Source organism: Bacteroides sp. D20 (genome assembly GCF_003436255.1).
In the GTDB taxonomy this organism is placed as follows: Bacteria; Bacteroidota; Bacteroidia; order Bacteroidales; family Bacteroidaceae; genus Bacteroides; species Bacteroides uniformis.
The window spans coordinates 1-24,519 of sequence record NZ_QSOO01000019.1; the positions used below are offsets into that span (position 1 = coordinate 1).

At 45.7% G+C, this 24,519-nt stretch carries 21 protein-coding genes; 18 read left to right on the forward strand and 3 right to left on the reverse strand.

Annotation, left to right across the window (positions count from 1 at the left end; all coding sequences use genetic code 11):
- Positions 1–231 precede the first annotated feature (231 nt).
- The 5 genes from DXD78_RS17185 (at position 232) to der (ending at position 4,466) form a co-directional block, all read left to right on the forward strand.
- A complete protein-coding gene (locus DXD78_RS17185) occupies positions 232–810 on the forward strand; it encodes a DUF177 domain-containing protein (RefSeq protein WP_005829530.1) in 579 nt (192 codons plus the stop codon).
- Positions 811–822: 12 nt separating this feature from the next.
- Positions 823–1,008, forward strand: coding sequence for a 50S ribosomal protein L32 (gene rpmF, locus DXD78_RS17190; protein WP_004288267.1), 186 nt, complete (start codon positions 823–825; stop codon positions 1,006–1,008).
- Positions 1,009–1,131: 123 nt separating this feature from the next.
- Complete coding sequence (locus tag DXD78_RS17195; protein ID WP_005829534.1) at positions 1,132–2,136, forward strand: beta-ketoacyl-ACP synthase III; 1,005 nt, start codon at positions 1,132–1,134, stop codon at positions 2,134–2,136.
- Positions 2,137–2,221: 85 nt separating this feature from the next.
- Positions 2,222–3,103 (forward strand): GTPase Era, encoded by an 882-nt coding sequence (gene era / locus DXD78_RS17200; RefSeq protein WP_005829536.1) that lies wholly within the window; start codon positions 2,222–2,224, stop codon positions 3,101–3,103.
- 49 nt (positions 3,104–3,152) lie between these two features.
- Complete coding sequence (gene der / locus DXD78_RS17205; RefSeq protein WP_005829538.1) at positions 3,153–4,466, forward strand: ribosome biogenesis GTPase Der; 1,314 nt, start codon at positions 3,153–3,155, stop codon at positions 4,464–4,466.
- 114 nt (positions 4,467–4,580) lie between these two features.
- On the opposite strand, the gene DXD78_RS17210 is transcribed toward der, so the two are convergent.
- Positions 4,581–5,351, reverse strand: a complete 771-nt coding sequence (locus DXD78_RS17210; RefSeq protein ID WP_005829539.1) for an ABC transporter ATP-binding protein — start codon at positions 5,349–5,351, stop codon at positions 4,581–4,583.
- A complete protein-coding gene (locus tag DXD78_RS17215; RefSeq protein WP_005829541.1) occupies positions 5,348–6,091 on the reverse strand; it encodes an ABC transporter permease in 744 nt (247 codons plus the stop codon). Before DXD78_RS17215 ends, DXD78_RS17210 begins: the two co-directional genes overlap by 4 nt.
- Positions 6,092–6,273: 182 nt before the next feature.
- Here DXD78_RS17215 and lptB point away from each other — a divergent pair, with 182 nt between their 5' ends.
- A complete protein-coding gene (gene lptB, locus DXD78_RS17220) occupies positions 6,274–7,014 on the forward strand; it encodes an LPS export ABC transporter ATP-binding protein (RefSeq protein WP_034523256.1) in 741 nt (246 codons plus the stop codon).
- Between the two features lie 82 nt (positions 7,015–7,096).
- On the opposite strand, the gene DXD78_RS17225 is transcribed toward lptB, so the two are convergent.
- Positions 7,097–7,345 carry an RNA-binding protein gene (locus DXD78_RS17225; RefSeq protein ID WP_005829545.1) on the reverse strand — a complete coding sequence of 83 codons (249 nt, stop codon included), beginning with the start codon at positions 7,343–7,345 and terminating at the stop codon, positions 7,097–7,099.
- Between the two features lie 474 nt (positions 7,346–7,819).
- On the opposite strand from DXD78_RS17225, the gene tig reads away from it, so the two are divergent.
- The 12 genes from tig (at position 7,820) to DXD78_RS17285 (ending at position 24,409) form a co-directional block, all read left to right on the forward strand.
- Positions 7,820–9,175: a trigger factor gene (gene tig / locus DXD78_RS17230; protein WP_009037816.1), complete on the forward strand. Its 1,356-nt coding sequence runs from the start codon at positions 7,820–7,822 to the stop codon at positions 9,173–9,175.
- 131 nt (positions 9,176–9,306) lie between these two features.
- Entirely contained in the window at positions 9,307–9,969 is a 663-nt protein-coding gene (gene clpP, locus DXD78_RS17235; protein WP_005829555.1) for an ATP-dependent Clp endopeptidase proteolytic subunit ClpP, read from the forward strand.
- A gap of 2 nt (positions 9,970–9,971) precedes the next feature.
- A complete protein-coding gene (gene clpX / locus DXD78_RS17240; protein WP_005829557.1) occupies positions 9,972–11,216 on the forward strand; it encodes an ATP-dependent Clp protease ATP-binding subunit ClpX in 1,245 nt (414 codons plus the stop codon).
- Between the two features lie 174 nt (positions 11,217–11,390).
- A complete protein-coding gene (recQ, locus tag DXD78_RS17245) occupies positions 11,391–13,574 on the forward strand; it encodes a DNA helicase RecQ (protein ID WP_009037817.1) in 2,184 nt (727 codons plus the stop codon).
- Positions 13,575–13,676: 102 nt separating this feature from the next.
- On the forward strand, positions 13,677–15,152 hold the full coding sequence (gene guaB / locus DXD78_RS17250; protein WP_009037818.1) for an IMP dehydrogenase: 1,476 nt from the start codon (positions 13,677–13,679) through the stop codon (positions 15,150–15,152).
- Positions 15,153–15,241: 89 nt separating this feature from the next.
- A complete protein-coding gene (locus tag DXD78_RS17255) occupies positions 15,242–16,804 on the forward strand; it encodes a peptidylprolyl isomerase (protein WP_009037819.1) in 1,563 nt (520 codons plus the stop codon).
- A gap of 57 nt (positions 16,805–16,861) precedes the next feature.
- A complete protein-coding gene (locus DXD78_RS17260; protein ID WP_005829565.1) occupies positions 16,862–17,710 on the forward strand; it encodes a peptidylprolyl isomerase in 849 nt (282 codons plus the stop codon).
- A gap of 10 nt (positions 17,711–17,720) precedes the next feature.
- Positions 17,721–19,088 carry a peptidylprolyl isomerase gene (locus DXD78_RS17265; RefSeq protein ID WP_005829568.1) on the forward strand — a complete coding sequence of 456 codons (1,368 nt, stop codon included), beginning with the start codon at positions 17,721–17,723 and terminating at the stop codon, positions 19,086–19,088.
- A gap of 25 nt (positions 19,089–19,113) precedes the next feature.
- Positions 19,114–20,835, forward strand: a complete 1,722-nt coding sequence (locus DXD78_RS17270; RefSeq protein ID WP_009037820.1) for an OstA-like protein — start codon at positions 19,114–19,116, stop codon at positions 20,833–20,835.
- A 4-nt stretch (positions 20,836–20,839) separates the two neighbouring features.
- Positions 20,840–21,130, forward strand: a complete 291-nt coding sequence (locus DXD78_RS17275; protein WP_005829571.1) for a hypothetical protein — start codon at positions 20,840–20,842, stop codon at positions 21,128–21,130.
- Between the two features lie 39 nt (positions 21,131–21,169).
- Entirely contained in the window at positions 21,170–23,086 is a 1,917-nt protein-coding gene (gene mutL / locus DXD78_RS17280) for a DNA mismatch repair endonuclease MutL (protein ID WP_009037821.1), read from the forward strand.
- A gap of 129 nt (positions 23,087–23,215) precedes the next feature.
- Positions 23,216–24,409, forward strand: coding sequence for an OmpA family protein (locus DXD78_RS17285; RefSeq protein WP_009037822.1), 1,194 nt, complete (start codon positions 23,216–23,218; stop codon positions 24,407–24,409).
- Positions 24,410–24,519: the final 110 nt, after the last annotated feature.

The window sequence follows — 24,519 nt, forward strand, 5'->3', positions numbered from 1 at the left end:
CAGAAGAAGCCTCCGTGTCTGATAAGGATACGGAGGCTTTGTTCGTTTTATATCTTTACATATACTTGGATGCCGGCATGGATTGTTCTTGTGTTTTAGGCCATGAGTTTTCTGCTGATTTGTAGTGATATCAGGGTGAAATGAACATAAAAAAATGAATATTTTACTCTAAATACTACATAATGAGGATAATTATTCGTATCTTTGTCGCCCGAATAAACAAAAGAAGCTTTGGGAAAGTTTGATAAATACAAAATAGACCTGAAAGGTATGCAAGCAGATTCATGCAAATATGAGTTTGTGCTAGACAACCTTTTCTTTGCCAATATTGATGGACCGGAAGTGCAGAAGGGTAAAGTCAATGTGGTGTTAGTTGTAAAGAAAACATCTCGTGCTTTCGAATTGAACTTCCAGACAGACGGAATGGTGTGGGTGCCATGTGACCGTTGTTTGGACGATATGGAACAGCTTGTCAGCTCGACAGATAAGCTGCTGGTTAAGTTCGGTCATGAATATGCCGAAGAAGGTGACAATCTCATTGTAATTCCCGAAGAGGAAGGTGAGATTAATGTAGCATGGTTTATGTACGAGTTTGTAGCTTTGGCCATCCCCATGAAGCATGTGCATGCTCCGGGTAAGTGTAACAAGGCAATGACCAGCAAATTGAGTAAGCATATGCGCACTACTCCGGATGATGATATGGCTGAGGACACATTTGCTCCGGAAGAAGAGGTGGAGCTGATGAATGAAGAAGAAACGCAGGTAGACCCGCGTTGGGACGAATTAAAGAAAATATTAGATAACAATTAAAGATTAAAGAAAATGGCACATCCTAAGAGAAGACAGTCAAAAACAAGAACTGCGAAGAGAAGAACTCATGATAAAGCAGTAGCTCCTACACTGGCTATTTGCCCGAATTGTGGTGAGTGGCATGTATATCACACTGTATGTGGTGCATGTGGTTACTATAGAGGTAAGCTTGCAGTTGAAAAGGAAGCTGCCGTATAATTACGGTCAGTTTGACTAAAACTTATACTTGAATATCGGGCGTCTAAAAAGATTTGTAATTTAATAAGCAAACCTTTTTAGACTACCGTTGTTTCAGTAGTTCTATAAGTAAACAAGATTTTAATGGAAAAAATAAATGCAGTAATTACAGGAGTCGGCGGTTATGTACCTGATTACGTCTTGACAAACGACGAAATCTCAAGAATGGTGGATACCAATGACGAATGGATTATGACTCGTATCGGAGTAAAGGAAAGACGTATCCTGAATGAAGAAGGGTTAGGTAGTTCCTATATGGCGCGTAAAGCTGCCAAACAGCTGATGCAACGTACTGGCGCGGATCCGGATGATATAGATCTGGTGATTGTAGCTACTTCCACTCCGGATTATCATTTCCCTTCTACAGCTTCTATTTTATGTGATAAGCTAAGGCTGAAAAATGCATATGCTTTTGACTTGCAGGCAGCCTGCAGCGGATTTCTCTATCTGATGGAGACGGCGGCCAATTTCATCCGTTCTGGAAGATATAAGAAGGTTATCATTGTGGGAGCCGACAAGATGTCGTCAATGGTTGATTATACAGACCGTGCTACTTGTCCTATCTTTGGAGACGGCGCTGCAGCTTTCATGCTCGAGCCGACAACAGAAGATGTAGGTATTATGGATGCTATTCTGAGAACCGACGGCAAAGGTTTGCCTTTCCTGCATATGAAAGCGGGTGGGTCGGTTTGTCCTCCCTCTTATTTTACTGTAGACAACCACATGCATTACATTTATCAGGAAGGACGTACTGTGTTTAAGTATGCCGTATCCAATATGTCGGATGTTAGCGCGGCCATTGCCGAGAAAAACGGTCTGACAAAGGATAGCATTGACTGGGTGATTCCGCACCAGGCCAATCTTCGTATCATTGATGCTGTGGCACATCGTCTGGAAGTTCCTCGTGAGAAAGTACTGATTAATATCGAACGTTACGGCAATACCAGTGCTGCTACGTTGCCTCTTTGCATCTGGGACTTTGAAGATAAGCTGAAGAAAGGCGACAACCTTATTTTCACTGCATTCGGCGCAGGATTTACCTGGGGAGCCGTGTATGTGAAGTGGGGATACGACGGAAAGAAGCAGTAACATACTATTGCTAAATATAATATGATAAAAACGCATCCTATTTCGATTCGATGCGTTTTTTTGTCTCAATTCAAATACTGAAGTCATGCACAAAGCAGGTTTTGTAAATATCGTGGGAAATCCGAATGTGGGCAAATCCACATTGATGAACGTTTTGGTGGGTGAGCGCATTTCTATCGCCACTTTCAAGGCGCAGACCACCCGTCATCGGATTATGGGCATCTATAATACGGATGACATGCAAATTGTGTTTTCGGACACTCCGGGTGTATTGAAGCCAAACTATAAGTTACAGGAGTCCATGCTGAATTTCTCCACTTCGGCATTGACGGATGCGGATGTGTTGCTGTATGTGACAGATGTGGTTGAGACTCCCGACAAGCATAATGACTTTGTGGAGAAAGTGGGACACTTGGACGTTCCGGTATTGCTGCTTATCAATAAGATTGATTTAAGCAACCAGGAAAAGCTGGTGGAACTGGTGGAAGCATGGAAGGAATTGCTGCCGAAGGCGGAAATTATTCCTATCTCTGCTACTTCGAAATTTAATGTGGATTATGTCATGAAGCGGGTGAAGGAGCTGTTGCCCGACTCTCCTCCCTATTTCGACAAGGACCAGTGGACGGACAAGCCGGCGCGTTTCTTCGTGACCGAAATAATCCGTGAGAAAATTCTGTTGTACTACGATAAGGAAATCCCTTATTCGGTGGAGGTGATGGTAGAACAGTTTAAGGAGGAGGCAAAGAAGATTCATATCAGTGCCGTAATCTATGTGGAGCGTGATTCGCAAAAAGGTATTATCATAGGCAAGCAGGGGAAGGCTTTGAAGAAAGTGGCTACTGAAGCGCGCCGTGATTTGGAGAGGTTTTTCGGGAAAACGATATTCCTGGAGACGTTTGTGAAAGTTGATAAGGATTGGCGGAGTTCGGACAAGGAACTGCGTAATTTTGGTTATCAGCTGGATTAAGAGTTATTCATACGACTGTGACAGTCGCAAAAAACAAAGAGTGTGAACTATGGGAAATTTAGTTGCAATCGTAGGACGTCCCAATGTGGGAAAGTCTACATTATTTAACCGTCTGACCAAGACACGTCAGGCAATTGTGAATGAGGAAGCGGGAACCACCCGTGACCGCCAATATGGAAAGACCGAATGGTTGGGACGTGAGTTCTCCGTGGTAGATACCGGCGGTTGGGTAGTGAACTCTGATGATATTTTCGAAGAAGAGATTCGTAAGCAGGTATTGATGGCGGTGGACGAAGCCGACGTGATACTGTTCGTGGTGGATGTGATGAACGGGGTTACGGACCTCGACGAGCAGGTAGCTGCCATCTTGCGTCGTGCCAAGAAGCCTGTGTTGCTGGTTGCCAATAAGACTGATAATCATGAACTGCAATACAATGCTCCTGAGTTTTACAGTTTGGGTTTGGGTGACCCTTATTGTATTTCTGCTGTAACGGGTAGCGGTACGGGCGATATGATGGACCTTATCGTCAGCAAGTTCAAGAAGGAATCTGATGAAATTCTGGACGAGGATATTCCCCGCTTTGCAGTAGTGGGACGCCCTAATGCCGGAAAGTCTTCCATAGTCAATGCCTTTATTGGAGAAGACCGCAACATCGTGACGGAGATTGCCGGTACCACGCGCGATTCTATCTATACCCGCTACAATAAATTCGGTTTTGATTTCTACCTGGTAGATACGGCGGGTATCCGTAAGAAGAACAAGGTGAATGAGGATTTGGAGTACTACTCTGTAATCCGTTCCATTCGTTCCATTGAGAATGCAGATGTATGTATTTTGATGGTAGACGCTACGCGTGGCATCGAAAGCCAGGATTTGAATATCTTCTCCTTGATACAGAAGAATGCCAAGGGGCTGGTGGTTGTGGTGAACAAGTGGGACTTGGTGAAGGACAAGACTGTGAAGGTGATGAAGACTTTCGAAGATGCTATCCGCAACCGTTTCGCTCCGTTTGTGGATTTTCCTATCATCTTTGCTTCGGCACTGACCAAACAGCGTATTCTGAAGGTATTGGAAGAGGCGCGTGATGTGTACGAAAATCGTATGACGCGTATTCCGACAGCTCGTTTGAACGAGGAAATGCTGCCGCTTATCGAGGCGTATCCACCCCCTTCAATTAAGGGTAAGTATATCAAGATAAAGTATATTACGCAGTTGCCCAATACCCAGGTGCCGTCATTTGTTTATTTTGCAAATCTTCCACAATATGTGAAAGAGCCTTACAGACGATTCCTGGAAAATAAGATGCGTGAGAAATGGAAGTTGACCGGAACTCCGATAAATATCTATATCCGGCAGAAGTAAAATATATCGTGATGATATAGTCGATTCTATTAACTGGTTTTATGAAGAGAAAGCGTCCGGAACATAGCTTCCGGACGCTTTCTTATGTAATAGGTTAGAAAATGAGGTGTGGTTTTATCCTTCAAGGTTCTGTATCTCCACTTCTTTGACTTTCCGGAATAGGTCAGATGCAAATATGAAACTGTTCAACCGCTCGTTGGTGGAAGTGAAGATATCGTCTTTATTGCCTTCCCATTCTTTGTGTCCTTCGTAAATATAGATGATTTTTTCTCCGATACCCATTACAGAGTTCATGTCATGAGTGTTGATGAGAGTAGTCATATTGTATTCTCGGGTTATATCTTGTATCAGTTCGTCGATGACAAGCGAGGTCTTGGGGTCAAGTCCTGAATTCGGCTCGTCACAAAACAAGTATTGCGGGTTTAGGGCAATGGCACGGGCAATGGCTACGCGTTTCTGCATACCGCCGCTGATTTCTCCGGGAAATTTGTCTTTGGCTTCAATCAGGTTTACACGCTCCAAGCAGAACATGGCACGACGAGTCCGATCGCGCAGGGTATCGTTGCTGAACATGTTCAGTGGAAACATCACATTGTCCAGTACCGTCATGGAATCGAACAGCGCGGCACTTTGGAAAATCATTCCCATTTCCCGGCGGAGCGCTTTCTTTTCCTTCTTTCCCATGGCGAGGAAGTTGCGGTGGTCATACAACAGTTCTCCTTTGTCCGGTGTCAGCAGACCCACGATACATTTCATGAGTACGGTTTTTCCCGAACCGCTCTGCCCTATAATCAGGTTGGTCTTTCCATTCTCGAAAGTGGCATTGATATCTTTCAGTACCTCTTTTTCTTCAAATGATTTGCAAAGTCCTTTCAGTTCAATCATCCCATTAAAAGTTGAGTTAATATTAGGTCGGCGAATAAGATAAGTACGCTGCTGCATACTACGGAGTCGGTGGACGCCTTGCCCACTTCGATGGAACCGCCTTCGACGGTGTAACCGAAGAATGCCGATACGCTGGCAATGATAAAGGCAAAGAACAGTGACTTGATGATGCCGCACCAAATAAACCATTCGACAAACATGTACTGCAAGCCGTATTCCAAATCTACCGCCGACATGATGCCGCCGAACCAGCAAGTACAGAAGGCACCTATGATGCCGGCGAATATACTGAACGTCACCATCAGTGGAATGGTTGTCACCATAGCGGCAATTTTCGGTAGGATGAGATAGTTGGCAGAATTGACACCCATAATTTCAAGGGCGTCTATCTGCTGGGTGACTCGCATGGTGCCCAGCTCCGAGGCGATGTTTGACCCGACCTTTCCTGCCAGAATCAGACACATGATGGAGGAGGAGAATTCCAGCAGCATGATTTCTCGGGTTACATATCCCACTGTCCATCGAGGCATGAAAGGACTCTCGATGTTCAACTTTATCTGTATGGTGATTACAGCTCCGATGAAGAACGATATCAGCAATACGATGCCGATAGAGTTCACGCCGAGCTGTTCCAACTCGTTGACATATTGGCGGAAAAACATACGCATACGTTCGGGACGGGCAAATACGCGTCCCATCAGTATGATATATCGTCCCACTGTCTTAAGTGCTTTAAACATAACATATAAGTATTTGAATGCAAATGTACACTATTTCGGCTTATTTTTGCTACATTTGCGGCGAAAACCTTTAGAGTATGGAAGAAGAAAAAGGCATAAAGGACAATGTAGAGGAAGTTAAGGAAAATCTGCAGGTCGGACCAAGCTTGACTGCCGGGGCAGAGCCACGGGAGGAAGGTAGCATGGTGCTGCGTACGGAGGATTTGGTGAAAAAGTACGGAAAGCGTACGGTAGTGAGCCATGTGTCCATTGATGTGAAGCAAGGGGAGATTGTCGGTTTGCTGGGGCCGAATGGCGCCGGTAAGACAACTTCGTTTTATATGACCGTAGGGCTGATTACTCCCAATGAGGGACGTATCTTCTTGAATGATTTGGATATAACGAAATATCCGGTATACAAGCGTGCGCAGACGGGTATCGGTTATTTGGCGCAGGAGGCTTCCGTGTTCCGTCAAATGAGTGTGGAAGACAATATTGCATCTGTACTGGAAATGACCGACAAGCCTTTGGAGTATCAGAAAGACAAGCTGGAGAGTCTGATTGCAGAGTTCCGCTTGCAGAAGGTAAGGAAGAACAAGGGTAACCAGTTGTCAGGTGGCGAGCGGCGCCGTACAGAAATTGCCCGTTGTCTGGCCATTGACCCCAAATTTATTATGTTGGACGAGCCTTTTGCCGGTGTAGACCCGATTGCAGTGGAGGATATTCAGCAGATTGTGTGGAAGTTGAAAGATAGGAATATCGGCATTTTGATTACTGACCACAATGTGCAGGAGACGCTGAGCATTACCGATCGTGCTTATCTGCTGTTTGAAGGAAAAATTCTGTTCCAGGGTACGCCGGAAGAGTTGGCCGAGAATAAGATTGTACGTGAAAAGTATCTGAGTAATAGCTTCGTACTTCGTCGCAAGGATTTTATGAAGTAATCCCGGATACTGTCGATTGATAGAAATAAAAAAAGACCACTCATTCAGTGGCCTTTTTTTATTTCTCCTTAAATCTCTATGATTAATATTTTGGAGGTCTTGCTTCTTTCACTACCATTTGGCGGCCGAAGAATTCAGCACCGTCTAGTTCGGCAATAGCTTTAGCTGCAGCAGCGTCATCTTCCATTTCTACAAAAGCGATGCCTCTGAAACGTCCGGTGGTGCGGTCATTGATAAATTTTACAGAAGATACTGTGCCGTAATCTTCCATTGCCTTCTGCAGGTCACTCTCCTTAACGCGGTAGTTAAGGTTTCCAACATAAATGTTCATAATGAAATTGATAAAATAAATATAATGAATAAAACTCTCTTGGAAGGAAGGCTGAATAATAAATGGATTACAACGACAGAGAGTTTACAAAAGCGTTCTTGAAAACGGAAGTAAAAACCATGTAATGGAAATCGAAAAACTAATGCGCCATCATTCCGCGACAAAGAAACGCATAAAATTCGGATAAACAATGTTTTTCCTTAATTATTTTTGTAGATTGTCGTGCCTTCGGGCATCTCCCATTTCTCTTCATAGAAACTGGACGGTTCGGTTTATCATCGTCTTTTCCCTGAGTATCTTTCCCGTAAACGTCCTCCGTTGTCAGCCCGATGGTTGGGCTCTTCTACCGCTCTATCCAAGAATTAAACTGAAATAAATCGGCAATGTTCTTTTGATAATTGAAAGAATAACGCTAATTTTGCACGCCCATTTGAGATATGGAACAAAGTATAAATCAAATAAATAATTGTCAGAATGAACGTTTCATTACAAAACATTGACAAAGTAAGCGCACTGCTTACTGTAAAGCTTGAGAAAGCAGATTATCAGGAAAAAGTAGACAAATCATTGAAGAGCTTCCGTCAGAAGGCACAGATTCCCGGTTTCCGTAAGGGAATGGTTCCTATGAGCTTAGTTAAGAAAATGTATGGTAAGTCTGCATTGGCTGAAGAGGTGAACAAGCTGCTTTCAGAAACAGTATATAAGTATATCCAGGACAATAAGGTAAATATATTGGGCGAGCCTTTGCCCAACGAAGACAAGCAGCAGGAAATTGATTTCGATACTATGGAAGAGTTCGAATTCTTGTTTGATATTGCTTTGGCTCCGGAATTTAAAGCTGAAGTCAGTGCAAAAGATAAGGTAGATTACTATACTATTGAAGTTACAGACGAAATGGTGGATAACCAGGTCAAGGCTTACACTCAACGTAACGGCAAGTATGACAAGGTAGACGTTTACGAGGACAATGACATGCTGAAAGGTTTGCTTGCTGAACTGGATGAAGAAGGTAATACCAAAGAGGGTGGTATTCAGGTGGAAGGTGCTGTAATGATGCCTTCGTACATGAAAAATGATGAACAGAAATCTATCTTTGCCGGTGCAAAAGTGAACGATGTGCTTGTATTCAATCCGAATACTGCTTGGGACGGAAATGCTGCCGAATTGTCTTCTTTATTGAAGATTGACAAGGAAGCTGCTCCCGAAGTAAAATCCAATTTCAGCTTCCAGGTAGAAGAAATCACACGTTTCGTTCCGGGTGACTTGACTCAGGAAATTTTCGACCAGGTATTTGGCGAAGGTAATGTGAAAACGGAAGAGGAATTCCGTGCCAAAGTGAAGGAAGTTATTGCCAACCAGTTCGTGGCAGACAGTGACTATAAGTTCTTGATTGACGCACGTAAGATGCTGACAGAGAAAGTAGGCAAGCTGGAATTCCCGGATGCATTACTGAAGCGCATTATGCGTCTGAACAATCCTGACAAGGAAGAAAGCTTTGTAGAGGACAACTATGACAAGAGCATCGAAGAGCTGACTTGGCACCTGATTAAAGAACAGCTGGTGAAAGCCAATGATATCAAGGTTGAGCAGGAAGACATCACAAACATGGCTAAGGAAGCTACCCGCGCACAGTTTGCACAATATGGTATGATGAGTGTGCCTGAAGAAATCCTGGAAAACTACTCAAAGGAAATGCTTAAGAAGAAAGAGAGCATAGAAGGCTTGGTTAATCGTGTGGTTGAATCTAAATTGGCTGCAGCATTGAAGTCTCAGGTGGAACTGGAGCATAAGAACGTTTCTGCTGAAGAGTTCAATAAGATGTTTGCATAAGAGTAATGTGAGCCTACGGCTAAAATTTATAAAGAAACACAGAGTTTGACAAACTATAACTCTGTGTTTTTTTGTGTCTCTGTGTTCTTTTTTGTTTCTTTGTATCCTTATAAATTAAAAAATAGAAAGAAATGGATGATTTTAGAAAATACGCTACCAAGCATCTTGGTATGAACAGTTTGGTGCTGGACGATGTGATTAAATCACAAGCCGGCTATTTGAATCCCTATATCCTCGAGGAACGCCAGCTCAATGTAACGCAGTTGGACGTGTTTTCCCGTCTGATGATGGACCGCATCATTTTCCTCGGTACGCAGGTTGATGACTATACAGCCAATACTTTGCAGGCTCAGTTGCTTTATCTGGATTCGGTGGATCCGGGCAAGGATATTTCCATCTATATCAATTCGCCGGGCGGTTCGGTATATGCCGGTCTGGGTATTTATGATACCATGCAGTTCATCAGTAGTGATGTGGCTACCATCTGTACTGGAATGGCGGCAAGCATGGCAGCCGTATTGCTGGTTGCCGGTGCCGAAGGCAAACGCTCCGCATTGACCCACTCCCGCGTGATGATACACCAGCCGATGGGAGGTGCCCAGGGGCAGGCCTCGGATATTGAAATCACGGCACGTGAAATCCAGAAGTTGAAGAAAGAACTTTATACCATTATCGCCGACCACTCCCACACTCCCTTTGACAAGGTATGGGCAGATTCTGACCGTGACTACTGGATGACAGCCCAGGAGGCCAAAGAATATGGTATGGTAGATGAGGTTTTGATTAAAAAATAAATATGGCAGATTCAAGAAAGAATAAAAATAGATGCAGTTTTTGCGGTCGCACCGAAGATGAAGTCGGATTTCTCATAACGGGGATGAATGGCTATATCTGCGACAGTTGCGCCACCCAGGCTTATGAGATTACTCAGGAGGCTTTGGGGGCTGGCAAGAAGGCAAGTGCCACGAAGCTGAATCTGAAAGAACTTCCTAAACCCGTAGAAATAAAGAAGTTCCTCGATCAATATGTCATTGGTCAGGACGATGCCAAGCGTTTCTTGTCTGTGTCGGTGTACAACCATTACAAACGTCTGCTCCAGAAGGACGGCGGTGATGATGTGGAAATTGAAAAATCGAACATCATCATGGTAGGCAGTACCGGTACAGGAAAGACGTTATTGGCGCGTACTATCGCCAAGTTGCTGCATGTTCCTTTTACTATTGTAGATGCAACGGTTCTGACAGAGGCAGGTTATGTGGGTGAGGACATTGAAAGCATTTTGACGCGTCTGCTCCAGGTGGCGGATTATAACGTGCCCGAGGCAGAGCAAGGTATCGTGTTTATTGATGAGATAGACAAAATAGCACGCAAGGGTGATAATCCTTCCATTACCCGTGATGTGAGTGGTGAAGGCGTGCAGCAGGGATTGCTGAAACTGCTGGAGGGTTCTGTGGTGAATGTGCCTCCTCAGGGTGGGCGCAAGCATCCCGACCAGAAAATGATTCCGGTCAATACCAAGAATATCCTGTTCATTTGCGGTGGGGCTTTCGATGGCATTGAAAAGAAAATTGCCCAGCGGCTGAATACGCACGTTGTCGGGTATAGCGCTGTACGCAATACGGCAACCATTGATAAGAGCAACATGATGCAGTACATTGCTCCGCAGGATTTGAAGTCGTTCGGACTGATTCCCGAGATTATCGGCCGCCTTCCGGTGCTGACTTATCTGAATCCGTTGGACCGTGCGGCATTGCGCTCCATTCTTACGGAACCGAAGAATTCCATCATCAAGCAATACATCAAACTGTTTGAGATGGACAATGTGAAGCTGACGTTTGAAGATGCTGTATTTGAATATATCGTGGATAAAGCGGTAGAATATAAGTTGGGAGCCCGCGGCTTGCGTTCCATTGTGGAGACAATTATGATGGATGCCATGTTCGAAATTCCGTCAGAACAGAAGGACAATTTTGTTGTGACGTTGGACTACGCCAAGCGCCAGCTTGAAAAGGCAAATATAGCACGACTGCAAAGTGCTTAAGAATCAGATGGTAATACGGGGTAAAACCGACTATTTTACTTTTTATTGAAAAATATTCGATGGATTATGCTTGAAATTTAAGAAGTTGTTTATAACTTTGTTAGGGTTCTTTGTGAAAACAAGGCGGAGTACCACTATTAAAAGTTAACTCAATAAACAACAACCTAATGAATCATGGCAGGGAAGAAGATTAATTTGACAGACCAGCTGAAGAAATACTTCGGGTTCGACACATTTAAAGGAAATCAGGAAGCAATCATAGAGAATCTGTTGGCAGGTAATGATACATTCGTGTTGATGCCTACCGGTGGAGGAAAATCTTTATGCTATCAGTTGCCTTCTTTATTGATGGAAGGCACGGGTATCGTGATTTCTCCTCTGATTGCCTTGATGAAGAATCAGGTCGATGCGATGCGTAACTTCAGCGAAGAGGATGGGATAGCCCACTTCATCAATTCTTCCCTAAACAAGAGTGCGATAGATCAGGTCCGGTCCGACATACTCAGTGGCAAGACAAAGCTGTTGTATGTGGCTCCGGAATCACTGACGAAGGAAGAGAATGTGGAGTTTCTGAAAACGGTGAAGATTTCGTTCTATGCCGTGGACGAAGCCCATTGTATCTCTGAATGGGGCCATGACTTCCGTCCTGAGTATCGCCGCATCCGTCCCATTATCAATGAAATAGGAAAAGCCCCTCTGATAGCGTTGACTGCGACGGCTACACCGAAAGTGCAGCATGACATCCAGAAGAATCTGGGTATGGTGGATGCGCAGGTGTTCAAGTCATCGTTCAACCGCCCGAATCTCTATTATGAGGTACGCCCCAAGACTGCAAATGTAGACCGGGACATCATCAAGTTCATTAAGAACAATCCCGAAAAGTCAGGCATTATCTATTGCCTGAGCCGGAAGAAAGTGGAGGAACTTGCTGAAATCCTGCAGGCAAACGGAATCAATGCCCGTGCCTATCATGCCGGAATGGATTCGGCTACACGAACACAGAACCAGGATGATTTCCTGATGGAAAAAATTGATGTGATTGTAGCTACCATTGCTTTTGGTATGGGGATTGACAAACCGGATGTGCGCTATGTCATTCATTACGATATACCTAAAAGTCTGGAAGGATATTACCAGGAGACCGGACGTGCCGGAAGAGATGGGGGAGAAGGGCAGTGTATTACTTTCTATACCAATAAAGACTTGCAGAAGCTCGAGAAGTTTATGCAAGGAAAACCTGTAGCAGAGCAGGAAATTGGCAAGCAGCTTCTGCTGGAGACTGCTGCGTATGCCGAATCTTCCGTATGCCGCCGAAAGGCGTTGCTTCATTACTTCGGTGAAGAATATATGGAAGAAAATTGTGGTAATTGTGACAACTGTTTAAATCCGAAAAAACAAGTGGAAGCTCAAGAATTATTGTGTACCGTGATTGAAGCTATTCTCGCGGTGAAAGAAAATTTTAAAGCGGACTATATTATAGACATAATACAAGGTAAGGAAACTTCAGAGGTGCAGGCGCATCTGCACGAAGATCTTGAAGTGTTCGGCTCTGGTATGGGCGAAGAAGACAAAACGTGGAATGCTGTGATCCGTCAGGCGCTTATTGCCGGTTATCTGAGTAAGGATGTCGAAAACTATGGCTTGCTGAAAGTGACGGATGACGGTAGGAAGTTCCTTAAACATCCCAAATCATTCAAGATAGTGGAAGACAATGACTTTGAGGATGTGGAAGAGGAAGCACCTGCACGTGGAGGCGGTGCGTGTGCGGTAGACCCGGCATTGTACTCCATGTTGAAGGACTTACGAAAGAAGTTGTCCAAGAAGTTGGAAGTTCCTCCTTATGTCATTTTCCAGGATCCGTCTTTGGAAGCGATGGCGACCATATATCCGGTGACTTTGGACGAGTTGCAGAACATACCGGGTGTAGGAGCCGGAAAGGCAAAACGCTACGGCGAGGAATTCTGTAAACTCATTAAGCGGCACTGTGAGGAGAATGAGATTGAACGTCCCGAGGACTTGCGTGTGCGTACTGTGGCCAATAAGTCAAAAATGAAGGTGGCCATCATTCAGGCCATTGATCGTAAGGTGGCATTGGATGACATTGCCATGTCAAAGGGCATTGAGTTTGAAGAGCTGCTGGATGAGATAGAAGCTATCGTCTACTCCGGAACGAAATTGAATATCGACTATTTCTTGGAGGATATTATGGATGAAGACCACTTGCTGGATATCTATGATTATTTCAAGGAATCTACCACTGATAAGATTGACGATGCTCTGGATGAGTTGGGTGATGACTTTACGGAAGAAGAGGTACGTTTGGTACGCATCAAGTTTATTTCAGAGATGGCAAACTGATTGGTTTTAGTTGATAAAAAAGAAAAAAATGTTGCGTGCAAGTATACGGAATGGAATAAAAACCGTATATTTGCACGCAATAAATTTTAAACGCATAGCCCTATGTCATTTATTGCTGATAAGATTGTAATGGATGGATTAACTTATGACGACGTACTGTTAATCCCCGCTTATTCTGAAGTCTTGCCTAAAACAGTCGAACTCTCGACTAAGTTTTCACGAAACATTGAGTTAAAAATCCCGTTTGTAACTGCTGCCATGGATACGGTTACCGAAGCGAAGATGGCTATTGCCATTGCCCGCGAAGGTGGTATCGGAGTTATTCATAAGAATATGTCCATTGAGGAGCAGGCACGTCAGGTAGCTATTGTGAAGCGTGCTGAAAACGGTATGATTTATGACCCGGTGACTATCAAGAGAGGTTCTACGGTAGCTGATGCGCTGGCTTTGATGGCTGAATACAAGATTGGTGGTATTCCGGTGGTAGATGATGAAAGATATTTGGTAGGCATTGTTACCAATCGTGACCTTCGTTTTGAGAAAGATATGAATAAGCGTATCGATGAGGTAATGACTAAGGAGAACATCATTACTACCAATCCTACGACGGATATGGAGGCTGTTTCTCAAATTCTGCAAGAACATAGAATCGAGAAGTTGCCGGTAGTAGATAAAGACAACAAATTGGTAGGTCTGATTACCTATAAGGATATTACCAAGGCAAAGGATAAACCTATGGCGTGCAAGGATAGCAAAGGTCGTCTGCGCGTTGCTGCCGGAGTGGGAGTGACGAATGACACTTTGGAGCGCATGCGGGCTTTGGTGGATGCAGGGGCGGATGCCATTGTCATTGATACGGCTCACGGACATTCCAAGGGGGTTATTGAAAAATTGAAAGAAGCCAAGGCTAACTTCCCTCATATTGATATTGTTGTTGGTAATATTGCTACCGGTGAAGCTGCGAAGGCATTGGTCGAGGCTGGTGCTGATGGAGTAAAGGTGGGCATCGGTCCGGGTTCCATCTGCACTACCCGTGTAGTTGCCGGTGTGGGTGTTCCTCAGTTGTCTGCGGTTTATGATGTGGCAAAGGCACTGAAGGACACGGGTATTCCTTTGATTGCCGATGGCGGTTTGCGTTACTCGGGCGACGTAGTGAAGGCGTTGGCTGCCGGTGGTTACAGCGTGATGATCGGTTCGCTGGTTGCCGGAACGGAAGAGTCTCCGGGCGATACGATTATTTTCAACGGTCGTAAGTTCAAGTCCTATCGGGGTATGGGGTCGCTGGAAGCTATGGAAAATGGTTCCAAGGACCGCTACTTCCAAAGCGGTACCAGTGACGTGAAGAAATTGGTTCCAGAGGGCATTGCTGCCCGCGTTCCTTATAAAGGTACTTTGTATGAAGTGATTTATCAGTTGGTTGGCGGTCTGCGTGCCGGTATGGGCTATTGCGGTGCAGCCAATATAGAGAAACTGCACGATGCCAAGTTTACCCGCATTACTAATGCAGGTGTACTCGAAAGCCATCCGCATGATGTATCTATAACCAGTGAGGCACCGAACTATAGCCGTCCAGAGTAAGATAATAACAAAATAATAGTGAATGCCCGGAGAGAGATTGCCGCTTTCCGGGCATTTTGTTTATATTTGCAGCCGTATAAAAAGAACGGATGGCGCTTATGGTTAGATTGTTTTGGGTGTTTTTCTTCCTCGGGTTCGGATTGGCTGTTTCGGCCCAGGACGATCCGGTACTGATGCGTATCAATGGAAAGGAGGTCTTCCGTTCTGAATTCGAACGTAGCTATAATAAGGGCGGTACCTCTGTCGGTGCAGGCCGGAAGGCATTGGATGCATATGTGAATAAGTTTATAGACTTCAGGCTGAAAATAGAGGCTGCCGAAGTTGCGGGATTGGATACTTCCCGTGTCTTCCAGAAGGAGCAGGATGAGTATCGCCGCTGTCTGATTAAATCATACTTGACAGATGAGGAGACGGCAGAGCAGGAGGCACGGCAGTATTATGACAAGATGAAATCCGGCCGGCGTGCGGGCCGGGTATATGTGAAGCATATTTTTAAATATCTTCCCCAGAATATTTCCGGTCATACCTTGCGTGAGATGGAGTCCAGGATGGATTCTATCTACAGGGCTCTTGCAAAGGAAGGGGGAGCTGTGCCGTCTTTCGATGCTTGCGTCGAGCAATTTTCCGATGAGAAGAAAGCGTTTTGGGTGGGTTGGCTGCAGATGCCGGTGGAGTTTGAGGATATTGTATTCGGGTTGAATGCCGGAGAGATTTCCCGTCCGTTCCTCACTCCTCAAGGCATTCATATCGTGAAAGTACTCGAACAGCAGGAAATCCTTCCTTTTGAGAGGATGAAGGACAAGATAATCCGTTGTCAAACCCGTCGTCATGGAATGGATAAAGGAACGCGGGCTTTTGTGGATAAACTGAAGAAAGAATATCACTATATGCCGGATAAAGCCGGTATCGACGAACTGCTGGCCAAAGGAAGCACTTCCCGTGTATTGTTTACACTGGATGGCAAGGCATACGGTGGAAAAGAGTTTGCCGGATTTGCCGCTGTTTATCCGGCAGGGACGCGCAGACAGTTGGAGGCTTTTACAGTAAAAACGATTCTGGACTATGAAAACTCCCGTCTGGAATTGAAGCATCCCGAATTCTGTGCGTTGGTGCAGGGGCATCGTGACAGCATGTTGCTTGCCGAAATCACTGACCGTGAAGTGGGAAAGAGGAGTGTGGTGGATGAAGCGGGATTGAAAGCATATTTTGAGGCGCACCGTTCGGACTTCCATTGGGACGAACCGCGTTATAAGGGTATTGTGCTGCATTGTACTACCAAGCGGGTGGCGAAGCAAGTACGGAAATTTCTGAAACAGATTCCGGAAGAGGAGTGGATGGATGCCATCCGTCTCACTTTCAATGCCGGCGATACTCCCAAGGTGCGGGCAGAGCAAGGATTATTTGCTCCCGGTGATAATGCATATGTGGATGAATTGGTGTTCAAAGGGAAGAATGCAACCCCGGTTTTGTCATTTCCCTTTACTGCTGTACAAGGTCGTAAGCAGAAGGGACCAGATAGTTGGCAAGAGGTGCGAGAGCCGCTCGTAACCGCTTATCGGAACTATTTGGAAACGCATTGGGTGGCAAAGTTGCGTGCTGCCGGTAAGGTTGAAATTGACCAAGAGGTTTTAAAAACCGTTAATAATCACTGATGCAACCGATTAAAACACTATCTTCGTACCTCAAAACGAAGTAAATATCAGTTGGTGATGCGAACAACCTGCTTTGGGCTTTTAATTTTCCTTCTCTGTGCGGCGTGCAGCGAGCAGCACGACCATAAAGGGTGGACACCGTTAGTGGAGTTGGACGGCAATTTCCTTTACCGGGAAGATTTGCAATCGGTACTTCCTGCCGGTTTGTCCAAAGACGACAGTCTGTTGTTTGCAGAACATTATATCCGTAATTGGGTGGAAGATATTTTGCTGTACGATAAAGCGCAGAGCAATATTCCCAATAACGGTGAGATTGATAAACTTGTGGAGAATTATCGCAAAGCATTGATAATGCATACCTATCAGCAGGCTTTAATACATCAGCGGCTATCAGAGGAGATTTCAGAACAAGACTTGACGGAGTATTACGAGAAGAACCAGGCGCTCTTCAAGGTGGAACGTCCGTTGATGAAAGGCTTGTTCATCAAAGTTCCTTTGACAGCCCCGCAGCTGGGCAATGTTCGTCGCTGGTACAAGACGGAAACCCGTGAGGCGGTGGAACATCTGGAAAAGTACAGTCTGCAGAATGCTGTGAAGTATGAGTATTTTTATGATAAATGGGTGCCGGTATCGGAAGTGCTGGATATGCTGCCCTTGAAGGTTCCTAATGTGGACGAGTATCTGGACAAGAATCGCCATGTAGAGCTGAAGGATACGGCTTTCCATTATTTCCTGAATGTGAGCGATTATCGCCCGGTGGGAGAGCAGGAACCCTATGAGTTTGCCCGTAGGCAAGTGAAGGATATGCTGCTGAACGTGAAGCAGGTGGAATTCATGAAGCAAGTGAAGGATGATTTGTACCAACGGGCGGTGAAAAGAGACAAGATTAAATATTATTTAGAATAAGACACCAAGAATGAAACAGTGTATGAACTTTAAGTTTGTAATTTTATTTGCCTTGACGCTATTAGTCGGTTCTACCGTTTATGGACAAGACAACGTAATTGACGAGGTAGTGTGGGTAGTAGGTGACGAGGCTATACTGAAGTCCGAAGTGGAAGAAGCACGCATGAGTGCATTGTATGAAGGACGCAAATTTGACCGTGACCCTTATTGCGTGATACCGGAGGAGATAGCCGTGCAGAAGCTGTATCTTCACCAGGCTGCCCTCGACAGTATCGAAGTATCCGAGAGTGAGGTTATCCAGCGTGTGGACTATATGACGAACATGTATATCGCCAACATCGGTTCGCGTGAGAAAATGGAGGAATACTTCAATAAGACTTCCAGCCAGATTCGTGAAACGCTGCGCGAGAATGCCCGTGAAGGATTGAAAGTTCAGAAGATGCAGCAGAAACTGGTGGGTGAGATTAAGATAACTCCGGCTGAGGTGCGCCGTTACTTCAAGGATTTGCCGCAGGACAGCATTCCTTATATCCCTACCCAGGTGGAGGTGCAGATTATCACTCAGCAGCCCAAGGTTCCTTTGGAGGAAATAGAAGATGTAAAGAGGCGTCTGCGTGAGTATACCGACCGTGTCAATAAGGGCGAAAGCTTTTCCATGTTGGCTCGTCTGTACTCCGAGGACCGTGGCTCGGCCATGCGTGGCGGTGAAATAGAGTTTTCGGGACGCGGTATGCTGGACCCCGCTTATGCCAATGTAGCTTTCAACTTGCAAGACCCCAGCAAGGTTTCCAAGATTGTAGAGTCTGAATATGGTTTCCATATCATTCAGTTGATAGAGAAGCGCGGTGACCGTATTAAAACACGCCACATTCTGTTGAAACCGCATATTCCGGAAGAAGCTCTGGCTGCCGGTTGTGCCCGTTTGGATTCTATTGCCGATGATATCCGCAATAACAAGTTCTCTTTTGAAGAGGCTGCCTCAGTGCTTTCGCAGGATAAGGATACGCGTAACAATCATGGTTTGTTGCCGAATCCCAATACGAACACTTCCCGTTTTGAGATGCAGGAACTTCCCCCTGAAATAGCCAAGGTGGTGGATAAGATGAAAGTGGGCGAAATCTCCGAAGCCTTCACCATGATTCCGCAAAAGACCGGAAAAGAAGAGTGTGTGATTGTGAAACTGAAGAGCCGTACGACGGGACACAAGGCTACCATTGCCGATGACTATCAGAACTTGAAAGAGATTGTGTTGGAGAAACGCCGCGACGAAGTGCTGGACAAGTGGATTCGTGAGAAGCAGAAGCACACGTATGTCCGTATCAAGGATAATTGGAAGAATAACTGTACGTTCAAGTATCCGGGCTGGATCAAAGAATAATCCGGAAGGATTTACATGGATTTGTATGCAAAAGAAGAATACAAAAAATCATTTCCTGAACAAGCATAGATACCTCCTGGTAGGCATTCTATGCTTGTTTGGCATCTGTCTGCTGAGTGCGCAGGACAAAAAGAAGAGTACTGGTGCACCGGAGAAGAGGAAAGTGGACTCGATTGAACAGAAAAAGACGGAGACGTCGGAAAAGAAGAAGACGCGCGTCGATTTGTTGTACGCAGATGAGGCGCAGGCGGACAAACAGTTGCGTCCTGATGTGCAGGTACTCATCGGTTCGGTGAGGATGAAGCATGACAGTATGTACATGTTCTGTGATAGTGCGCTGATATTCGAAAAGATAAATTCTGTGGAGGCATTCGGCAATGTGCGTATGGAGCAGGGCGACACCTTGTTTATCTATGGAGACTATCTGTATTATGACGGCATGTCGCAGCTGGCCATGCTGCGTGAGAATGTACGTATGATAAATCGTAATACGGTGCTGACAACCGACAGTTTGAACTATGACCGTCTGTACGATTTGGGTTATTACTTCGAAGGCGGTACGCTGACCGACGAGGATAATGTGCTGACTTCCGAGTGGGGAGAATATAGCCCTGCCACCAAGTTGGCTGTCTTCAATCACGACGTGAAGCTGGTCAATCCGAAGTTTGTCTTGACTTCGGATACCTTGAAGTATAGTACAGCTACCAAGATTGCTACTATTTTAGGCCCCTCCGACATTGTGAGTGATCAAAATCATATTTATTCCGAACGTGGCGTGTACAATACGACTACTGAGCAGGCAGAACTGCTCGACCGTTCCGTACTGACCAACGACGGCAAGAAATTGACCGGTGACAGCCTTTTCTACGACCGCATCTTGGGATACGGTGAGGCTTTTGACAATGTACAGATGAATGATACGGTCAACCGGAACATGTTGACTGGCGACTATTGTTTCTACAACGAACTGACCGGAAGCGCCGTTGCCACCAAACGTGCCGTAGCTATCGACTATTCGCAGGGCGACAGTCTGTTTATGCATGGTGATACTTTGCGGCTGATTACCTACCATATGAATACCGATTCCATGTACCGGGAGATGCGTGCCTATCATAAGGTGCGTGCTTATCGCACGGATGTGCAGGCCGTATGCGATTCGTTGGTGTATAATTCCAAGGACTCTTGCATGACGATGTACACCGACCCTATCTTGTGGCACGGGGAACAACAGTTGTTGGGCGAGGAAATTAAAATTTACATGAACGATAGTACCATCGACTGGGCACATATCATCAATCAGGCCCTGACGGTAGAGAAAAAGGACAGTATTCACTATAACCAAGTTTCCGGTAAGGAGATGAAAGCTTTCTTCATAGATGGAGACATGCGTCTGGTGGAGGTAAACGGCAATGTACTGGTGGTGTATTATCCGGTAGAGGAGAAGGACAGTTCGCTGATTATGATGAACTATTCGGAAGGTGGACTTTTGAAAATGTACTTGAAGGAGAGAAGAATGGAGCGCGGAGTCTTTGTTGGAAAGACTACCGGTACAGCCTATCCTTTGGACCAGATTCCACCAGATAAGAGCAGGCTGCCTTCTTTTGTTTGGTTCGACTACATCCGTCCGCTCAACAAGGAGGACATCTTCGAGTGGAGGGCTAAAAAAGCAGGTGAAGTATTGAAGAAAAGTGACCGGAAACCTGTAACTTCGCCAAGGAATATGCATATTAAACGAAATAATAAGTAGCGTCATGGGAATGTTTGCAATGCGGAAGCCTCGTGGCTTCAATCATAGCTATATCTATGTGGATGAGCGGAAAGAGAAGTTGGCGAAGATGGAAGAAAACGCCAAGCGTGACCTGGGTATGCTGCCGGAAAAGGAATTCTCGCCCGAGGATATACGGGGCAAATTCATAGAAGGAACAACTCACTTGAAGCGGCGCAAGGAGAGCGGACGTAAGCCGATGCATTTGGGCATAATCCTTGTTGTCATAGCTGTGCTGATTTATCTGTGGTATGCCATCAGTAACGGAATCATTTAATAATGATTAATCATTAATCCCTAATCATTAAACATTATCATGAGCGATATCATTCATTTGCTGCCCGATTCGGTTGCCAATCAGATTGCTGCCGGAGAGGTGATTCAGCGTCCGGCATCTGTTGTGAAGGAATTGGTGGAAAATGCAATTGATGCCGAAGCAGAGGAAATACATGTGCTGATTACCGATGCGGGCAAGACCTGCATCCAGGTGATTGATGACGGAAAGGGGATGTCCGAAACGGATGCGCGTCTTTCTTTTGAACGCCATGCAACTTCAAAGATACGCGAAGCTGCCGATTTGTTTGCCCTACGCACCATGGGCTTCCGTGGAGAAGCGTTGGCTTCCATTGCTGCGGTAGCTGAAGTGGAGTTGAAAACACGCCCAGCCAGCGAGGAACTGGGGACGCGACTGTTGATTGCCGGCTCTAAAGTCGAGGGCCAGGAAGCCGTTTCCTGCCCTAAGGGAAGCAATTTTTCCATCAAGAACCTATTCTTCAATATTCCTGCCCGGCGTAAATTCCTGAAAGCCAACTCTACGGAGTTGAGCAACATCCTTACGGAATTCGAGCGTATAGCGTTGGTGCATCCTGAGGTAGCCTTCTATCTGTATAGTAATGATACGGAATTGTTCAATCTTCCGGTAATGCCTTTGCGGCAACGCATCATGGCAGTCTTCGGAAAGAAGCTGAATCAGCAGTTGCTGTCCGTAGACGTCAATACGACGATGATAAAGATTTCCGGTTTTGTAGCCAAGCCGGAAACGTCCCGCAAGAAAGGAGCGCACCAATACTTTTTTGTGAACGGGCGCTATATGCGTCACCCCTATTTCCACAAAGCGGTGATGGATGCTTATGAACAGCTGATTCCTGCCGGTGAGCAAATCTCCTACTTTATTTATTTCGAGGTAGACCCTGCCAATATCGATGTGAACATCCATCCGACGAAGACGGAGATTAAGTTCGAGAATGAGCAGGCTATCTGGCAGATTCTGTCGGCTGCGGTCAAGGAATCCTTGGGCAAGTTTAGCGCTATACCTACTATTGATTTTGACACCGAGGATATGCCGGATATTCCTGCATTCGAGCAGGCTCGTCCGATAGAGCCTCCGAAGGTACACTATAACACGGATTTCAATCCCTTCAAGACGTCTTCCGCTTCTTCCTATGGAGGCGGTGGCAATTATTCGCGCCCCAAAGTGGAGTGGGAGGGGCTTTATTCCGGTTTGGAAAAAGCCAGCAGGATGAACGAGCCGATGGAGGAAGAGCCTTTTGTAGAGGATACGGTTACCGGTACGGCTCCAAGAGAGGAGGAGAGGGTTCCTTATTTCCAGGAAACGGTTCCTTCCGGGGTAAGCGCCTCTTTCTATGGCAATGAGGCAACGGTAGAGAAAGGAGCGCAACACTTCCAGTTCAAGGGGCGTTTTATTCTGACTTCCGTTAAATCGGGTCTGATGCTGATAGACCAGCACCGGGCGCATGTCCGGGTATTGTTCGACCGCTATATGAGTCAGATTCGACAGAAACAAGGCGTATCCCAGGGGGTATTGTTTCCGGAGATTATCCAGTTGCCGGCTTCGGAAGCTGCCGTACTGGAAAGTATATTGGAAGATTTGTCGGCAGTAGGCTTCGATTTGAGCCCGCTGGGTGGCGGCAGCTATGCCATCAACGGCATACCTTCGGGCATAGAGGGGTTGAACCCGGTAGAATTGGTCCGGAATATGGTACATACTGCTATGGAAAAAGGGAATGACGTTAAGGAAGAGGTGCAGACAATTCTTGCATCGACCTTGGCACGTGCTGCGGCCATCGTCTATGGACAAGTGCTGAGCAACGAGGAAATGTCCAATCTCGTGGACAATCTGTTTGCATGCCCATCCCCGAATTATACTCCGGACGGAAAGACGGTGCTGGCGACCATTAAAGAAGACGACATAGAAAAGCTTTTCTCCAAATAAGGAAGAGTACTTTCTTTTGCATCAAGGCAAAAAAAGTACAAATATTCAGAACCTTTTAGTTCTGTTGGCGTTAATTAGACAGTTTGAATGATAAAGAGTTTAATTAACCACTTAACTATTTTAAGGTATATGAAAAAGATTCTAATGTTACTGGCTTTAGCTGGTGTGTCTTCTGTTGCCATGGCGCAGCAAAAGACTGAAGTTGTGGAAGAATTTGGTGTTATCCAGGTTCAGGATAAATATCAGGTAATCACTAATCCGTTCTGGAGTAATTGGTTTTTCTCTATAGGCGGTGGTGCCGAAGCAACTTTTGGAGATAATGATAAGGCAGGAAGTTTTGGCAAGCGTATCAGTCCGACGCTGAATTTTGCCATCGGCAAATGGTTCACCCCGGGACTGGGAGTACGTCTGCAATATAGCGGCCTTCAGGCAAGAGGATATACGTATGATGCAGGTGCTGACTACGTGAAAGGCACTCAGATGGATGACGGCTACTACAAACAGCGTTTCGACTATATGAATCTGCACGGAGATGTGATGTTCAATCTGAATGCGCTGTTTGGAGGATACAACCAGCACCGTGTGTATGAAATCATTCCTTATGTAGGTGCTGGCTTCACTCACAACTACACAAAGCCTCACCGCGAAGCTCTGTCTGTAAACGCGGGTATCATCAATCGCTTCCGTATTTCCAATGCGATAGATATTAACCTGGAGCTGAGCGCAATGGGCGTTGAAGATAAGTTCGATGGCGAAGTTGGCGGCGATCATGGATATGATGGCGTGCTGAGTGCAACGGTAGGGTTGACATACCGTTTCCCCGCCCGTGGATTCCGTCGCCCGATGCCTCAGTTGATTTCTCAGGTAGAGCTGGCTGCCATGCAGGCACAGCTTGCAGAGATGGGAGCTGCCAACCAGCAGCTGCAGAATGCATTGGTGGCTGCACAGAACCAGCCGGTGGCCGAAGTTACGGAAACCGAAGTGATTGTTCCCGATCCGGATATAGCACCGCGTACCGTATTCTTCAATATCGGTTCTGCCGAAGTCTCTCCACGTGAAGCAATGAACTTGTCTTATCTGGCAGACCAGATGAAACAGTTCCCGAACGCCACTTACACTGTAAACGGATATGCAGACTCTGCAACCGGTACGCCGGCATTCAACAAAGAGTTGAGTTTGAAGCGTGCACAAGCCGTGGTCGATGTATTGGTAAAACAATACGGAATTCCTGCTGACCGCCTGAAGGTGGATGCCGGTGGTGGTGTCGATAAGTTCGGACAGCCGATTCTGAACCGTGTGGTATTGGTGAAATCTGCCAATTAGAAAGCTACGAGCTACAAGCTACAAGGAGTTACGAGTTATAGAAATGAGAAGGGGCATGCGTTATTATGACGCATGCCCCTCATTTTTTGTAACCAGTAACTTGTAACAGG

What these genes read in the sequence shown, in the direction of transcription:
- DXD78_RS17285 (WP_009037822.1), top strand. Translation starts at nt 23,216, where the DNA reads ATGAAAAAGATTCTAATGTTACTGGCTTTAGCTGGTGTGTCTTCTGTT.
- DXD78_RS17225 (WP_005829545.1), bottom strand. Translation starts at nt 7,345, where the DNA reads ATGAACATTTATGTTGGAAACCTTAACTACCGCGTTAAGGAGAGTGAC.
- lptB (WP_034523256.1), top strand. Translation starts at nt 6,274, where the DNA reads ATGGTGCTGCGTACGGAGGATTTGGTGAAAAAGTACGGAAAGCGTACG.
- DXD78_RS17215 (WP_005829541.1), bottom strand. Translation starts at nt 6,091, where the DNA reads ATGTTTAAAGCACTTAAGACAGTGGGACGATATATCATACTGATGGGA.
- DXD78_RS17265 (WP_005829568.1), top strand. Translation starts at nt 17,721, where the DNA reads ATGAAACAGTGTATGAACTTTAAGTTTGTAATTTTATTTGCCTTGACG.
- era (WP_005829536.1), top strand. Translation starts at nt 2,222, where the DNA reads ATGCACAAAGCAGGTTTTGTAAATATCGTGGGAAATCCGAATGTGGGC.
- mutL (WP_009037821.1), top strand. Translation starts at nt 21,170, where the DNA reads ATGAGCGATATCATTCATTTGCTGCCCGATTCGGTTGCCAATCAGATT.
- recQ (WP_009037817.1), top strand. Translation starts at nt 11,391, where the DNA reads ATGGCAGGGAAGAAGATTAATTTGACAGACCAGCTGAAGAAATACTTC.
- DXD78_RS17210 (WP_005829539.1), bottom strand. Translation starts at nt 5,351, where the DNA reads ATGATTGAACTGAAAGGACTTTGCAAATCATTTGAAGAAAAAGAGGTA.
- DXD78_RS17255 (WP_009037819.1), top strand. Translation starts at nt 15,242, where the DNA reads ATGGCGCTTATGGTTAGATTGTTTTGGGTGTTTTTCTTCCTCGGGTTC.
- rpmF (WP_004288267.1), top strand. Translation starts at nt 823, where the DNA reads ATGGCACATCCTAAGAGAAGACAGTCAAAAACAAGAACTGCGAAGAGA.
- DXD78_RS17270 (WP_009037820.1), top strand. Translation starts at nt 19,114, where the DNA reads ATGCAAAAGAAGAATACAAAAAATCATTTCCTGAACAAGCATAGATAC.
- der (WP_005829538.1), top strand. Translation starts at nt 3,153, where the DNA reads ATGGGAAATTTAGTTGCAATCGTAGGACGTCCCAATGTGGGAAAGTCT.
- clpX (WP_005829557.1), top strand. Translation starts at nt 9,972, where the DNA reads ATGGCAGATTCAAGAAAGAATAAAAATAGATGCAGTTTTTGCGGTCGC.
- DXD78_RS17275 (WP_005829571.1), top strand. Translation starts at nt 20,840, where the DNA reads ATGGGAATGTTTGCAATGCGGAAGCCTCGTGGCTTCAATCATAGCTAT.
- DXD78_RS17195 (WP_005829534.1), top strand. Translation starts at nt 1,132, where the DNA reads ATGGAAAAAATAAATGCAGTAATTACAGGAGTCGGCGGTTATGTACCT.
- tig (WP_009037816.1), top strand. Translation starts at nt 7,820, where the DNA reads ATGAACGTTTCATTACAAAACATTGACAAAGTAAGCGCACTGCTTACT.
- guaB (WP_009037818.1), top strand. Translation starts at nt 13,677, where the DNA reads ATGTCATTTATTGCTGATAAGATTGTAATGGATGGATTAACTTATGAC.
- DXD78_RS17260 (WP_005829565.1), top strand. Translation starts at nt 16,862, where the DNA reads ATGCGAACAACCTGCTTTGGGCTTTTAATTTTCCTTCTCTGTGCGGCG.
- clpP (WP_005829555.1), top strand. Translation starts at nt 9,307, where the DNA reads ATGGATGATTTTAGAAAATACGCTACCAAGCATCTTGGTATGAACAGT.